General features: G+C 45.4%; 13 protein-coding genes. 11 read left to right on the forward strand and 2 right to left on the reverse strand.

Features of this window, described 5'->3' with window-relative positions; translation table 11 throughout:
- Nucleotides 1-264 precede the first annotated feature (264 nt).
- The gene (locus GFS24_RS16995; RefSeq protein ID WP_153661311.1) at nt 265-732 is read left to right on the forward strand and encodes an Lrp/AsnC ligand binding domain-containing protein; all 468 of its coding nucleotides are present in this window, start codon (nt 265-267) and stop codon (nt 730-732) included.
- Nucleotides 733-794: 62 nt separating this feature from the next.
- Here the strand turns inward: GFS24_RS16995 and GFS24_RS17000 are convergent, their stop codons facing one another.
- The gene (locus tag GFS24_RS17000) at nt 795-1838 is read right to left on the reverse strand and encodes a tryptophan 2,3-dioxygenase (protein ID WP_153661314.1); all 1044 of its coding nucleotides are present in this window, start codon (nt 1836-1838) and stop codon (nt 795-797) included.
- A 109-nt stretch (nt 1839-1947) separates the two neighbouring features.
- Nucleotides 1948-2733, reverse strand: coding sequence for an SDR family oxidoreductase (locus GFS24_RS17005; protein ID WP_153661316.1), 786 nt, complete (start codon nt 2731-2733; stop codon nt 1948-1950).
- A gap of 186 nt (nt 2734-2919) precedes the next feature.
- Between GFS24_RS17005 and GFS24_RS17010 the strand changes: the two genes are divergently transcribed.
- From GFS24_RS17010 to GFS24_RS17055, 10 genes are all read left to right on the forward strand, one after another.
- On the forward strand, nt 2920-3657 hold the full coding sequence (locus GFS24_RS17010) for a DUF4290 domain-containing protein (RefSeq protein ID WP_153661318.1): 738 nt from the start codon (nt 2920-2922) through the stop codon (nt 3655-3657).
- Complete coding sequence (gene murA / locus GFS24_RS17015) at nt 3654-4964, forward strand: UDP-N-acetylglucosamine 1-carboxyvinyltransferase (protein ID WP_371730975.1); 1311 nt, start codon at nt 3654-3656, stop codon at nt 4962-4964. Before GFS24_RS17010 ends, murA begins: the two co-directional genes overlap by 4 nt.
- A gap of 3 nt (nt 4965-4967) precedes the next feature.
- Entirely contained in the window at nt 4968-5537 is a 570-nt protein-coding gene (gmk, locus tag GFS24_RS17020; protein ID WP_153661320.1) for a guanylate kinase, read from the forward strand.
- A gap of 55 nt (nt 5538-5592) precedes the next feature.
- Nucleotides 5593-6864 (forward strand): hemolysin family protein, encoded by a 1272-nt coding sequence (locus GFS24_RS17025; RefSeq protein WP_153661322.1) that lies wholly within the window; start codon nt 5593-5595, stop codon nt 6862-6864.
- Nucleotides 6865-7484: 620 nt separating this feature from the next.
- Nucleotides 7485-8330, forward strand: coding sequence for a twin-arginine translocase subunit TatC (tatC, locus tag GFS24_RS17030; RefSeq protein ID WP_153661324.1), 846 nt, complete (start codon nt 7485-7487; stop codon nt 8328-8330).
- A 24-nt stretch (nt 8331-8354) separates the two neighbouring features.
- Nucleotides 8355-8810 (forward strand): ribose 5-phosphate isomerase B, encoded by a 456-nt coding sequence (rpiB, locus tag GFS24_RS17035; RefSeq protein ID WP_153661326.1) that lies wholly within the window; start codon nt 8355-8357, stop codon nt 8808-8810.
- Nucleotides 8811-8946: 136 nt separating this feature from the next.
- Nucleotides 8947-10494, forward strand: a complete 1548-nt coding sequence (locus GFS24_RS17040; protein WP_153661328.1) for a M28 family peptidase — start codon at nt 8947-8949, stop codon at nt 10492-10494.
- A 91-nt stretch (nt 10495-10585) separates the two neighbouring features.
- On the forward strand, nt 10586-11677 hold the full coding sequence (locus GFS24_RS17045) for a lipopolysaccharide assembly protein LapB (protein ID WP_153661330.1): 1092 nt from the start codon (nt 10586-10588) through the stop codon (nt 11675-11677).
- A 60-nt stretch (nt 11678-11737) separates the two neighbouring features.
- Nucleotides 11738-14068 (forward strand): ATP-dependent helicase, encoded by a 2331-nt coding sequence (locus GFS24_RS17050; protein ID WP_153661332.1) that lies wholly within the window; start codon nt 11738-11740, stop codon nt 14066-14068.
- Nucleotides 14069-14079: 11 nt separating this feature from the next.
- Nucleotides 14080-14538: a regulatory protein RecX gene (locus tag GFS24_RS17055; RefSeq protein WP_153661334.1), complete on the forward strand. Its 459-nt coding sequence runs from the start codon at nt 14080-14082 to the stop codon at nt 14536-14538.
- The last annotated feature ends 73 nt before the right edge of the window (nt 14539-14611 follow it).

Consider the following 14611-nt stretch of genomic DNA (forward strand, 5'->3'; position numbering starts at 1 on the left):
GTGGTCAACCCATTACGCTACGTTTATCCCGTTATCCCCACCCTCGAGACGAGAGGGCATGTCTGCCAGTTCCATCACCCCACAAAGTTGGATCCTTTTTTAAGCGCTTTCAGCTTATAAGGAACGGAGGTTTGTTACTAATTATGATGCAAATCTAAAGAGAAGGGGTATTTTTTGCAAATATTTTAAATAAAATTTTGGAAATTTCGAGATTTTTTAAATATTTGCATGTAAGTTAAAAACATTCAAAAACAATTTGTCAAAATGAGCCACAATTTGAATATTGACAAACTGGATCTCCAGATCATCAGCGAGATGATGTCCAATGCTGAAATCTCCTACGCGGACCTGGGGAAGAAACTCTTCGTTTCAGGGGGTACTATCCACGTTAGGATGAAGAAATTACAAGAGCTGGGTATAGTTAAAGGTACAAGATTACATGTAGATCTAAAAATGATCGGGTATGATGTGATCGCTTTCATCGGGATCTTCCTGGAAAAGAGTTCGCTTTATGACACGGTTGCCAAGGAACTCCGGAAGATGCCGGAAATTGTTCGCCTCAATTACACTACCGGCAGTTACAGCATGTTTGCTGAGATCATTTGTAAAGACATTACCCAGCTTCGCCGTGTATTGCATGACGAACTCCAAAAGATCAAAGGGATTGAACGCACCGAAACATTTATCTCATTAGAAGAGAGTTTTACACGGACCATCAATGTGGTGGAGTAAACAATTTACGGTTTTCGCATAAGATAAGCGTGATGGCGGTATGCCGCCATCACGCTTGTTTTTTATTTGAACCCCAGTCTCTTTTCCATCTCAGTGCTCAACACGGGCAACTTCCTTCTTTCAATTAAAAAGCTGGTGAGCCGCGCGATATCTGCAAAGATGTAATGTTTATCCAGCGCACCTTTCAGGTAATCTCTGCCAGTGCTGCCACCCGTACCAATCCGCGAACCGATCATGCGGTGTACCATACTCATGTGCCGGTATCTCCAGGTGCTGAGTTGTTCATCTATTTCCAGCAAATTGTTCAGCAGCTGAAACGGTAACTGCAGGATGGGATATCCTCTGTATAACATGATGAACAAGGCAGCCCTGCAGGCTTTCGGGGAAAGCTGGCGGATGGCTTCCGGCGTATCTTTTGTGAAGACGGTGTTAAAATAATCGCGGTTGCTTTGTTCTGCGGCTGCGAGACTGTTGATATAGATGTGCTGATAATCTTCCCAGAAAATGTGTTCTGTTGGATCGGTGATATCGCTTACAGGCTTGTAGTTGGTCCAGTTGCTTTCTTCTTCAAAGAAGGGCATTCTTTCCAGCCATTGGTTCAGCAGATCTATAATGGACTGTTGATTTTCTGCCTGTTTGATCAGGTCTATCTGTGCCTGTTTTAATTGCGAGATGTAATATTCCTGGCCAAAGCGATGCTGGTATTTCAGGCCCAGCCTGGCTTCCAGGGCTTTGAACTGCCAGCTTTGAAAACCGGAAGCAGGGCGCAGCATGTCCCGGAAATCCAGGAAGTCCATGGGCGTCATCGTTTCCATGATATCGATCTGATGTACGAGCAGTTTGAGGATGGTGACCATCCTTGAAGTTCTGTGTACGACAGTTTGCAGTTCCGGTGAGTTATCGTTCACTGGTTTTTGCATGATAGCAGCTACAGAATCTACTTCAAAAAGCAACTGTTTAAACCATAGTTCGTAAGCCTGATGGATGATGATGAACAACATCTCATCGTGCGCGTGGAGCTGGTTCTTATCGCTTTCCAGTTCCTGGGCATTCAATATTTTTTCTAATTGCAAATAATCGCCGTAATGCACATCCGTTGTTGACATGTGAAAATAAGTTGGGTGAAAAATAAGTTGGTTTGCGTCTGTAAAAAACGGTGCGGATCAGGTTGGACTTTTGATGATATTCTTCCAGATATTCATTGAGCAGGGTATTTTATAAGCTGGGAATTCTACCGCCATCTACGGGTAAATTAATGCCTGTGATATAAGCAGCTGCGGGAGAAGCGAGGAAAGCAACGGCTGCACCAAATTCTGCAGGATCACCAAATCGCTGCATGGGGATCTCCGATTTCCATTCCTGGGAAATGGTTTCCACGGGTACTCCTCTGGAATCTGCGGTTGCTTTAAAAAGACTTTTCAACCGGTCTGTGGTCATGGCGCCGGGTAACACATTGTTGACAGTGATACCGGAAGGGGCCAGTTCGTTTGCGAGGGATTTGGCCCAATTGGCTACCGCCGCGCGGATGGTATTGGAAACACCCAGGTTTTTGATGGGTGCTTTAACTGAAGTAGAGATGATCTGGATAATGCGTCCGTAACCGCTGGCTTTCATTCCGGGCACTACAGCCTGGGCCAGGATCTGGTTGCAGACCACATGCATTTCGAAGGCTTTCATAAAAGCGCCACCTTCTGCTGCCAGGATGGGTCCTCCGGAAGGGCCGCCACTGTTGTTGACGAGGATATTGACGATCTGGGCATCTGTGATGGCCTGGATGGTAGCCTGTACGTTTTCCGGTTTGGTGAAGTCCACCACATAATAGTTGTGTTGCTGGCCCTGGCTTACATCCAATGAAGCCACGGCTGCTTCCAGAGAAGTTTCATTCCTTGCCAGGAGGATGCAGGAAGCCCCAAGTAAAGCTAATTCCTTTGCTGACGCAAGTCCCAGACCCTGGGACCCACCACTGACCACTGCAATTTTTCCGGCTAATGAAAGTTTCATGGGATAAAGGTAAGGAATCACCTGCTGACAGGGAGAAGGGGGAAAGGTTTTGTAAATATTTTTCATTAGGTTTGCAAGAAGCTTGAAGCACACGCGGGCCATTCGCACTAAGGCATTGACATGTATTCTTCGCGTATAAATGGCTGGTAATCAAACACTTTACTGATTTTTATTCAAACTACAGCAATGGAATATAATACCGCACGTAACCATCTGATCATGCGCGAGTATGGAAGGAATATCCAGCGGATGATCGAATATATCCTTACGATCCCGGATCGTGATGTTCGCCAGCAGCAAGTGTCTGCTGTGATAGAACTGATGGGAACGCTGCAACCCCACTTACGTAACGTGGAAGATTTCAGGCATAAGCTCTGGGATCACCTTTTCCTCGTTTCCGACTTTAAGCTGGATGTTGACTCCCCCTATCCGATCCCAACAAGGGAAACCCTGCACCGTAAACCGGACAGACTGCCTTATCCTAAAAAGTATCCCCGTAACCGCCACTTCGGCAAAAACCTGGAGCTGGTGATGGATAAAGCGTTGAAAGAAACAGATCCTGAACTGAAAGAAGGATTTACGCAGGTGATCGGCAATTACATGAAACTCGCTTATAGCAACTGGCATAAAGAGAGTGTACATGATGATGCTATCAAAACAGAACTCAACAATATCTCCGGCGGCGCTTTGCAATATCATCCCGGTGGCGCACAAAGTGGCAGTGGAAGCAATCTTGCAGGTGGTGGCGCCAATTACAACACGCAGGCAGGAGAATATCGTGCAAGCGGACCGAGCAACAGCGGTAAACGCAAACAGTTCCAGCAGAATAAATTCAAGCGGAATGATGGTGGCGGTTCTTCTGGTGGTGGTGGAGGAAAAAGCAATAAGCATAACAACAAATACAACAAAAACAGGAACAAGTGAGTAGCGTGTTCGAAGTACGAGGCGGCAACCGCCTGAAAGGAGATATTATACCGCAGGGAGCAAAGAACGAGGCATTACAGATCATTAGCGCGGTGTTGTTAACAGCCGAAAAAGTAACCATCAATAACATTCCGGACATCCTGGATGTAAATTTACTGATAGAACTTTTAGGAGATATTGGTGTGAAGGTAAATCGCATTACCCGCGCCAGCTGCGAATTCCAGGCAGATGATATTGATTTTGATTTCCTGGAAAGTGCAGAATTCAAAAAGAAATCCGGCCGCTTGCGCGGTTCCGTGATGATGGCCGGCCCGCTGCTGGCAAGATTTGGCAAAGCTTACATTCCCAAACCGGGAGGTGATAAGATCGGCCGCCGCCGCCTGGACACTCACGTGATAGGTTTCGAAAAACTGGGCGCCAATTTCCATTACGATACGGACGACAATTACTTCCGCCTGGAAACTTCCGGTGGATTGAAAGGTACTTATATGCTGCTGGATGAGCCGTCTGTTACAGGAACGGCCAACATTGTGATGGCAGCGGTATTAGCACATGGCACTACTACTATTTACAATGCGGCATGTGAACCTTACTTACAGCAACTTTGCAAAATGCTGAACAGCATGGGTGCAAAGATCAGCGGTGTTGGTTCTAATATGCTGGTGATAGAAGGTGTGACCATTTTGAAAGGATGCACGCATGCGATGCTGCCGGATATGATCGAGATCGGCTCTTTCATTGGACTGGCTGCGATGACGCAAAGTGAGATCACGATCAAAAATGCAGGTGTGCAGCATTTGGGTATCATCCCTGAAAAGTTCCGCTCACTGGGCATCCAGATGGAGATCAAAGGAGATGATATTTACATTCCCCAACAAGACAGCTACGAAATTCAAACTTTTATAGACGGTTCTATTTTAACGATCTCTGATCATCCATGGCCTGGTTTTACGCCGGACCTGCTGAGCATTGTGCTGGTTGTGGCCACACAGGCAAAGGGCAGTGTGATGATCCACCAGAAGATGTTTGAGAGCCGTTTGTTCTTTGTAGACAAACTCATTGACATGGGTGCGCAGATCATTCTCTGTGATCCGCATCGTGCAGCAGTGATCGGTTTGGGCAGGCAGCATAAATTGAGGGGCATCACGATGAGTAGTCCTGATATCCGTGCTGGTGTTGCATTGCTGATTGCCGCGCTGAGTGCAGAAGGAAAAAGTACCATCCATAATATTGATCAGATAGATCGCGGATACCAGTACATTGATGAACGTCTGCGCAATTTGGGAGCAGATATCAAGCGCGTGTAAATAATGGGATCACACAAAATTATCATAGTTACAGCACCGTCAGGAGCTGGTAAAACAACTATTGTGAAAAAGCTACTCAGCGAAATGCCTGAGCTGGCTTTTTCTATTTCTGCTGCTACCCGCGTTCCGCGTGGTGATGAAACCCATGGAAAGGATTATTACTTTTTAACGCAGGAAGATTTTCATCAGCGAATTGCCGATCATGCTTTTGCGGAGTACGAAATGGTGTACGCCGGTAAGTATTACGGTACGCTGAAAAGTGAGCTGGAAAGGATCTGGGGCAATGGAAAATATCCGCTGGTGGATATTGATGTAAAGGGGGCGCTTTCTATCCAGGAAAAATACCAGGGCACGGCCCTTACCATATTCATTCAACCTCCTTCCCTGGATGCACTGCGCGTTCGTCTCAGTGAAAGAGGAACGGAAACTCAGGCGTCTTTAGAAGAACGGCTGGGGAAAGCCCGGTACGAATTGTCCTTTGCGCATGAATTTGACCATATTGTGGTAAATGAGCAGCTGGATAAGGCCTACAGTGAGGTAAAGACCCTGGTAGAGAACTTTTTAGCCGATTAGCCCGTTATATTCAAATGGTGTTGCGCGGCTCACCGAATTTCATATCTTTGATAAGATGGATATTTATACGATTGCTTTACTGGTTTTAGTGATCCTTGTAGCCGGGTTTTTTGCCGGTATGGAAACTGCTTTTGCCAATGTAAACAGGCTGAGTATAGAACTCAAAAGAAAACAGGGCCGTTCTACCGGGAAGATCCTTTCCGGGTTTAATGAGCATCCTGCCCGGATTCTGGCTTCCAGCCTCATTGGGCTCACTATTGCTATTGTTATTTATAGCATGCTGGTGGCCGGTTGGCTGGATTCTTTGTGGGCAATGACTTTGACTCAAATGCAAATGGCCAGTTTTGTGCCCTTTATGCTGTTTACGGAGATTGTGGTGGCTACACTGCTGGTGCTCTTTTTCGGCTTTTTCATTCCCCGCAGTATTTTCCGCTCCAGGCCGGAAGCTTTACTGGGCTTTTTCGCCCATCCTATTTCTGTATTTTCCAAACCGCTGTATATCATCGGGAACATGCTGGAGTCCATTTCAGAATGGATACTGAAATACCTTTTCAATGTGCGCATTACGGAAGGTAAGAGCTCTTTTGCCCGGGTAGATGTGGAATATTTCCTTCGCCAGAGCCAGCAACATGCCGGTGGCGATAACCAGGAGTTGAATACGGAACTTTTTGAAAACGCGCTGGGACTTGTGCACATTAAGATCCGTGGTTGCCTGATCCCCCGGAAAGAGATAGAAGCGTTGGACATTACCAGTACCATTGAGCAAGCCAGGCGCAAGTTTATGGATACGAAACTTTCCAAAGTGATCATCTACGAAAATAATATTGACAATATTCTCGGATATGTGCACCAGTTGGATATGTTTAAAAGTCCATCAGACATCCGCTCAGTGATCCATCCGATCCTGGCGGTGCCTGAAACGATGAGTGCAATTGACCTGCTAGGCAAGTTTAACAAGGAACGGCGGAGTATTGCCTGGGTGGTAGATGAATTTGGCGGAACTGCAGGTATTGTTACGATAGAAGATGTGCTGGAAGAGATCTTTGGGGACATCAAGGATGAACATGATGTGGAAGAATTTGTAGAGAAACAGATTGCTGAAAAGGAATACATTTTCTCCGGAAGGCTGGAACTGGACTACTTGAATGAGCAGTATGGCTTTGAGTTTCCGGAGGATGAAAGTGAAACGTTATCTGGTTACATCATCTCTCACTACGAAACTATTCCAAGGCTGAAAGAGCGCATCATCATTGATGATTATGAGTTTGACATTCTGAATGTGACGGATACGCGGATTGAAATGGTGAAGATGAAAATACTGAACTAGGTTATTCCGGCGCGAAAATTGCTGTATTATTGATACGTGAGCTGCTGTATCCCCCAAAGGGGTGAAAAAGCAGCCAGGAACGTGAAAAAACGGGTTTCTTCCTTTAACGGCTGGTAAACAACTCTTTAAAAATGGACCCCGGTAAGAATTACTTTTTGCGTTAATATATCGGTGCTAAATCGTTTTTTATATGAGGTAGTACTAATTTGACACGAATTGAATTCTTTTACTACCTGATACGTAACACAATAATTTGATTTTTGTTAAAAGGTTGTAAAAAACTTTGTTGTAACATTGATAATACGATATTTCTTTCTATTTTTGTTTTAGAAATTTAAAAGCTCTGTATCGGTTATAACTTATATCTAATAGCTTGCCATTATGGATGAAGTTATTACTTAAGCAGTAGCGAAAAAAGACATTCTCGAATTCAACTTTTTTGGGGTTAACAAACAATGGATGAAAGGCCGGCTCTTGATTCTTCTCGGGCTGGCTCTTTTTTTTCTCCGAACCTTCTCCTTCTTTCCTTCCCTCATTATTTTCTTTTACCTTACAGCGTTTTTACTAAGTACTATTCACTTGGCACATGTTATATTTGTGCTCCTGATTCATAATAGTGTATGTTAAAGAAGTTATTCTCGAGTAATGAGGACAAGGCAGAGATGTCGTTTTTTGATCACCTGGAAGAATTGCGCTGGCACCTTGTACGTTCTGCATTCGCCATCGTGTTCGTTAGTATCCTGGGATTTGTTTTTACAGACTGGATCCTCACACATGTGATCTTTGGTCCTACACAACCTGATTTTCCCACTTACAGCTGGATGTGCAAGTTGAGTCATGCTTTAGGCATGGGAGATAAGCTGTGTCTTATACCGCCGGAAATAAAATTCCAGAACACCAAGATGGCCGGGCAGATCACCCTTCAATTCAAACTGGCATTTATGCTGGGGCTGATAGGTGCCTTCCCTTACATCGTTTATGAGTTCTGGCGTTTCATACGTCCTGCGCTGAAAGACCAGGAAGCAAAAGGTTCCAAGGGTATTATCTTCTGGATCACGCTGCAGTTCCTCTTAGGAGTTCTCTTCAGTTATTTCCTGATCGCTCCTTTCATGATCAACTTCCTGGCCAGCTATACTGTTTCTTCTGTGATCAAGAATGACTTCTTCATTGATGATTACTTTGGACTGATGAGCCAGATCATATTAGGGATGGGTTGTTTATTTGAAATGCCTATCCTGGTATTCTTCCTCACTAAACTTGGATTGCTCACACCTGATTTCATGCGTACTTACCGTCGTCATGCGATTGTGGTGATCCTCATCCTGGCAGCTATTATTACGCCGCCGGATGTATTAGACCAATTGCTGGTTTTCATACCTTTGTATCTGCTGTATGAGATCAGTATTTTGATTTCAGCGAGAGCATACAAAGCGAAAGAGAAGAAAGAAAAAGAAGAGTGGTCTTAATTCATTTATCATAAACTGATTGTTATGGAACCAAATTTCAATCTTGCATTACCGGTGGCCATTGGCGGAGATCATGCAGGCTATGCATATAAGGAAGAGGTGATCTCCTATCTGGAAGGGAAAGGTGTGCAGGTAAAAGATTTCGGCACCAGTTCTCCTGATTCCGTGGATTATCCTGATTTTGCCCATCCGGTTGCGAGTGCGGTGGAAAGTGGTGCGTTTGCTTATGGTATCCTCATCTGCGGCAGTGCCAACGGTGTGGCCATTACTGCGAACAAACATCAGGGCATCCGTGCAGCTATTTGCTGGGGAGATGAACTGGCGCGCCTGGCCCGCAGTCATAATAACGCAAATATCCTCTGCATTCCCGCAAAGTTTGTAGATAAAGCTACCGCAGAAGAAATGGTGGACATTTTCGCAGAGACTGCTTTTGAAGGCGGCCGTCACGAAAACAGGGTGAACAAGATCGCCTGCGCGTAAAACATAAATTTTTTAGGTATAAAGGGTAATAGTCACCACTATTACCCTTTTTTTTAGATGAGTGGTAAGGGCCAGACCAACCGCAAACCTTAATTTTAAGGGGCAAACCCCTTTTTTCGAAATTAAATATCAACCGATGAAGAAGTTTACATTCATAGCCTGCTTAGTTGCTTCCGGAACAGTAGCCTGCGCACAAATGGCCAAACCTCCTGTGAAGCCTGTTGCTGCTACTCCTTTTGCAAAAGGGATCACAGCAGCTGATCTTAAAAAACACCTCTATATTGTTGCAGGCAATGATATGGAAGGCCGCGAAACGGGTAAACCGGGTCAGCATAAAGCTGCGAAATATATCAGCGAACAATTCAAACGTGTTGGATTACAGCCAGCCGGTATTGATGGTTCATGGGAACAGCCTTTCAGTCTTTTCACGGATACGCTTATTACAGGGAAGATCGTAACCAATGGCAGAACGCTTGAATTCGGGCAGGATTTTTATAATGGGCTGCGGGAAAATAAGAACCAGACGCTGGGTGCAACAGGTGTTGTATTTGCAGGTTATGGTATCAGCAATGAAAAGATGAATAGTTATGATGGTCTTGATGTGACGGATAAGATCGTGCTGCTGGCAGAAGGTGAACCCATGGATGCAGAAGGCAAACCGCTGTTCCCCAAAACAGCTTCCACGCTGAAAGATAAACTCCGCGCAGCTGGCGGGAAAGGTGCAAAAGCGGTATTCCTTGTTTCTTCCAATGTTTCACAGATCAGCCGCGCAGGTTCCCGGCTCCGTAAAACAGGTCTTTATTTCAATGATGAAATAACGACGATGGAATACATCCCCAACTCCTACTATATCTCTCCTGATATGGCCACTACCATCCTCAGCACACCTTTTAAGGAGCTGCAGGAAAGTTTAAAGAAACCAACGCCCACTAAGGCCAGTGGCCAGATCACGGAACTGGTATATGAGAAAGGATTACTGGAAACAAAATCCAGCAATGTACTGGGTATGCTGCCTGGTACGGATAAAAAAGATGAGTACCTGTTCATCACGGCACACTATGACCACATTGGTGTGATCAATGGAAAGATCCATAATGGCGCAGATGATGATGGTTCCGGAACAGTGTCTGTAATTGCCATGGCAGAAGCTTTTATGAAGGCTAAAAAAGCCGGTAAAGGGCCACGCCGCACGATTGTGTTCATGACGGTAGCAGGGGAAGAAAAAGGATTGCTGGGCTCCCGTTATTATACGGAACATCCTATTTATCCTTTGGGAAATACGGTGGCTGATCTGAACATTGATATGATCGGCCGGATAGATCCGGAGCATGCAAAGGATACCAATTACGTGTACATTATCGGAGATGATAAGCTAAGTTCAGACCTCCGCCCTATCAATGAAGCGGCCAATATGCAAACAGGACTTAAACTGGATTACAAATACAATGATCCAAATGATCCGAACCGTTTCTATTACCGTTCAGACCATTACATGTTTGCACAGAAAAAGATCCCGATCATTTTCTACTTCAATGGTGTGCATCCGGATTATCATGGCGCAGGAGATACACCAGATAAGATACATTACCCCATGCTGGCCAAACGGGCACAGCTGGTATTCTATACTGCCTGGGAAGTAGCGAATCGTGCTGACAGGATCAAGGTAGACAGGAACGAAAAATAATCTTAGGGCGCCGCTGATGAAGCGGCGCCTTTTTTTATGCTGTTTATGGAAAACAGCCGTAAATTGAATCCTTTGCAGGAAATCAATATATATGCTTAAAAAAATCCTCTCCCTATGCATTATGGTAACCACCACGTTAGTTACCACGGCACAAACCACAGGCCGCGAACAGGCCCAGGCCAAAAAAGACAAGGCCATCCAATTGATGGACGAGGGGAAGATAGAACCCTCCATCGCTTTACTGGAAGAGGCCATTAAGCTGGATCCGGATGACCTCACGTATCCTTACGAGATCGGGTATGCAAAGTACCTCGCCAAAGACTATGCGGCTACTATTGAGATCATGAAGAAACTGGTTAAAAAGAAATATGCATTTCCCGGGGTGTATCAGCTGTTGGGGAATTGTTATGATATGACGGGTGATGCAGATAAGGCCATTGATACTTATGAAAAGGGATTGAAGGAATTCCCGGATGCCGGTAATCTTTACCTGGAAATGGGGGTGATGCAGATGGCGAAAAAGGATTATGCCAAAGCGATCGGGTATTTTGAAGGCGGGGTGAAGGCTGCGCCTAAACATTCTTCCAATTATTACTGGCTGGGCAAACTGTTCTGCAATTCCGATACCCAGGTTTGGGGCATGCTGTACGGGGAAATATTCATGAACATAGAGCGGGGCAGCAAACGCACGGCGGAAATGAGCAAACTGCTGTACCTCACTTATAAAAACAGCATCCAGTTCAAGGATACGGTGAAAACAGTGGCCTTCAATAAGCTGAACATTGTGGTGACCGACCTCAAGGACCTGAAAGGCGCTGCCGAATTAATGAAATCCTATGGCACCTTTGTGTATGAATTCCTGATCCTGGAAGCCATCACACCGGAAAATCATATAGACCTGGCTTCGCTGAGCCGGATCCGGGAAAGTTTTTTACAGGGATATTACCAGAAAGGCCATGCGGAGAAATATCCGAACCTGTTGTTTGAGTATCAGCAAAAGGTGAAACAGAACGGCTACCTGGAAGCGTATAATTATTGGCTGTTAAGCCAGGGGAATGCAGAGGAGTTTGAGATCTGGAAAGGGGCCAATAAAACCAAATGGGAGGATTTTATCCGCTGGTTCCAGCAAAATCCGCTGGAAATAACCCCGGAAAATAAGTTCTACCGGGCACAGTATTTATAAGTTTCGCGATCCGCCCCTCAAATCGTATTTTTACGGCCGGCAAATTAATTTTTGATTTTGATGAAGGCAAACTATTTAGACGATTTGAATGTACCCCAGCGGGAAGCGGTAACCACCATTAAAGGACCTTTAATGATCATCGCGGGCGCAGGTTCAGGCAAAACAAAAGTACTGACAACGAGGATCGCACACCTGATGAACAATGGGGTGGATTCTTTTAATATATTGGCGCTCACCTTTACAAACAAGGCGGCGAAGGAAATGAAGGAACGCGTGGAAAGGATCCTGGGCGGCAGTGAAGCCCGTAATCTTTACATCGGTACTTTCCACTCTGTTTTCGCCCGCCTGTTGCGCAGCGATGCGCCTAAACTGGGATACCCCAGTGACTTTACCATTTACGATTCTGATGATGCAAAGAGCGTGGTGAAAACCATCGTGAATGAACTGAACCTGGACGACAAACATTATAAACCGAATATGGTGTACAACCGGATCTCTGCTGCCAAGAACAGTTTGATGAGCCCGGAAGAATACCAGCATGATTATGCGGTACAGCAGGAAGATCAACGTTCCAGTCGTCCTATGATCGGCAAGATCTATGAGATGTATGCCAAGCGTTGTTTCAAGAACGGCGCGATGGACTTTGATGATCTATTGTATAAAATGTACGTGTTGCTGAAGGGCTTCCCGGAAGTACTCGCCAAATACCAGCACAAGTTCAAATACATCATGATCGATGAGTACCAGGATACGAACCCGGCGCAGTATGAGATCGTGAAGTTACTGGGTGCAGTGCATGAGAATATTTGCGTAGTAGGTGATGATGCGCAAAGTATCTATTCCTTCCGTGGTGCTACCATTCAGAATATCCTGCAATTTGAAAAGGATTATGATGATGTGAAAGTGGTGAAACTGGAACAGAATTACCGCAGTACAAAATCTATCCTCAACGTAGCGAACGAAGTTATCTCCAGGAATAAAGGACAGATCGAAAAGAACCTCTGGACGGATAACCTGGAAGGAGAAAAGATCAAACTGATCCGCACGAATACAGATAATGATGAAGGGAAAGTTGTAGCAGATACTATCTCTGAACAGAAACTCCGCAATCATTACGACAACAAAGATTTCTGCATCCTTTACCGTACTAATGCACAGAGCCGTTCCTTCGAGGAAAACCTCCGTCGCAGTGCCATCCCTTACAGGATCTATGGTGGGCTCTCTTTCTATCAAAGAAAAGAGATCAAGGATTTCATCGCTTACCTGCGGGTGATCATGAACAGCAGAGATGAAGAAGCGATCAAACGGATCATCAATTACCCGGTGCGTGGCATTGGTAAAACTACCATAGAGAAAGTAACGGTTATTGCGAATGATCAGAACATCACTTTCTGGGATGTGCTGGAACGTGCGAGGGAATTTGGTTTCAAAGCAGGTACGCTGGAAGCGATAGAAGGGTTTGTGACGATGATCCAGAGCTTCCGTGTGGCACTGGAAAAACATAATGCTTACGAAGTAGCGGTACAGGTTGGTAAATCCACCAGTATCGTAAAAGAACTCTTCAACGATAAAACAACAGAAGGACTTGCCCGTTACGAGAACGTGCAGGAGTTATTGAACTCTATCAAGGAATTCACGGAAACGCCTACAGAAGATGGTGAATTGCTGGACGATAAAACACTGGGCATTTACCTGCAGCAGATCACGCTCTTAACGGATGCAGATAATGGCAAGGATGAAGACAGTAACGTGGTGAAACTGATGACGATCCACGCGGCGAAAGGACTGGAATTCCCGGTGGTATTCACGGTGGGATTGGAGGAAAGTCTTTTCCCCAGTGGTATGTCCATCAATTCCCGCGAAGAGCTGGAAGAGGAACGCCGGTTGTTCTATGTGGCGGTGACGCGTGCAAAAACACGTTTGTTCCTCACCTACGCTAATAGCCGTTATCGTTTTGGACAGCTGCAGCAGAATGAGCCGAGCCGTTTCCTGGAAGAGATGCCAGAGGATTTCATTGACCGCAGTTATGCTGGCGGCGGGATGCGCAATACTGGCCCGATTGGTGGTAGTGGTGCTTCCTGGGGTAATATGTTCGATAAAAAGAAAGCACCTGCTTCGAATACTGCAACTGCTGCTTCTTCAACCTCCGGACCAAGGCCAACGCCTAAAGCGCCGGCTGGTTACCATGTACCCAGTTCTAATTTTACTGCAGATGATCCTGCTACCATGGAAGCGGGGATGGATGTAGAACATCAGAAATTTGGTTTCGGTAAGATACTTGCCCTGGAAGGTGCTATCAATAACCGTATCGCTACGGTGATGTTCCCTAAAGGTGGTGGTGAGAAAAAGATCATGCTGAACTACGCCAAGCTGATGATTGTTAGATCATAGTTAGATAAGGAATGGAAGCTGATATCCTGAAACTCCGCTACTACTGCGCTTACCAGGAGCGTTGCCATATGGAAGTGAGAGAGAAATGCTGGGAACTGGGTCTGCGTGGCGAGGATATTGAAAACGCCATCGCTCACCTCGTGGAAAATGGTTTTCTCAATGAAGAGCGCTTTGCGAAAGCATATGCTGGCGGGAAGTTCAGGATGCAGCAATGGGGGCGCAAGAAGATCAGCATGATGCTGAAGCAGAAACAAGTTTCTGAATACTGCATCCGGAAAGGTTTGGCAGAGATCAATGCAGATGATTACATGCAAACTTTGGAACAACTCGCCTCCCGGAAATACGCCTCTTTAAAGTCTGAACAATATTTAAAACGACAATACAAAACGTTGCAATTCCTCCTGCAAAGAGGTTTTGAACAGGACCTGGCAAGGGCCGCTATTGAACAAATCGCAAAAAAGGGCGAATAAAGGGGGGATAATTTTTCATCTTTCTAACCCTTATCGCCGTAATTTTGGGGTCGTTTTGTAGTAATTAATACTT

Origin of the sequence: Chitinophaga sp. SYP-B3965 (assembly GCF_009647655.1) — a bacterium.
GTDB lineage: Bacteria > Bacteroidota > Bacteroidia > Chitinophagales > Chitinophagaceae > Chitinophaga.

Bases quoted from the DNA above. Each gene is read 5' to 3' on its own strand.
- GFS24_RS17050 (WP_153661332.1), top strand. From the start codon at position 11,738: ATGAAGGCAAACTATTTAGACGATTTGAATGTACCCCAGCGGGAAGCG.
- gmk (WP_153661320.1), top strand. From the start codon at position 4,968: ATGGGATCACACAAAATTATCATAGTTACAGCACCGTCAGGAGCTGGT.
- tatC (WP_153661324.1), top strand. From the start codon at position 7,485: ATGTTAAAGAAGTTATTCTCGAGTAATGAGGACAAGGCAGAGATGTCG.
- GFS24_RS17005 (WP_153661316.1), bottom strand. From the start codon at position 2,733: ATGAAACTTTCATTAGCCGGAAAAATTGCAGTGGTCAGTGGTGGGTCC.
- GFS24_RS17045 (WP_153661330.1), top strand. From the start codon at position 10,586: ATGCTTAAAAAAATCCTCTCCCTATGCATTATGGTAACCACCACGTTA.
- GFS24_RS17040 (WP_153661328.1), top strand. From the start codon at position 8,947: ATGAAGAAGTTTACATTCATAGCCTGCTTAGTTGCTTCCGGAACAGTA.
- GFS24_RS17055 (WP_153661334.1), top strand. From the start codon at position 14,080: ATGGAAGCTGATATCCTGAAACTCCGCTACTACTGCGCTTACCAGGAG.
- GFS24_RS17025 (WP_153661322.1), top strand. From the start codon at position 5,593: ATGGATATTTATACGATTGCTTTACTGGTTTTAGTGATCCTTGTAGCC.
- GFS24_RS17010 (WP_153661318.1), top strand. From the start codon at position 2,920: ATGGAATATAATACCGCACGTAACCATCTGATCATGCGCGAGTATGGA.
- GFS24_RS16995 (WP_153661311.1), top strand. From the start codon at position 265: ATGAGCCACAATTTGAATATTGACAAACTGGATCTCCAGATCATCAGC.
- GFS24_RS17000 (WP_153661314.1), bottom strand. From the start codon at position 1,838: ATGTCAACAACGGATGTGCATTACGGCGATTATTTGCAATTAGAAAAA.
- rpiB (WP_153661326.1), top strand. From the start codon at position 8,355: ATGGAACCAAATTTCAATCTTGCATTACCGGTGGCCATTGGCGGAGAT.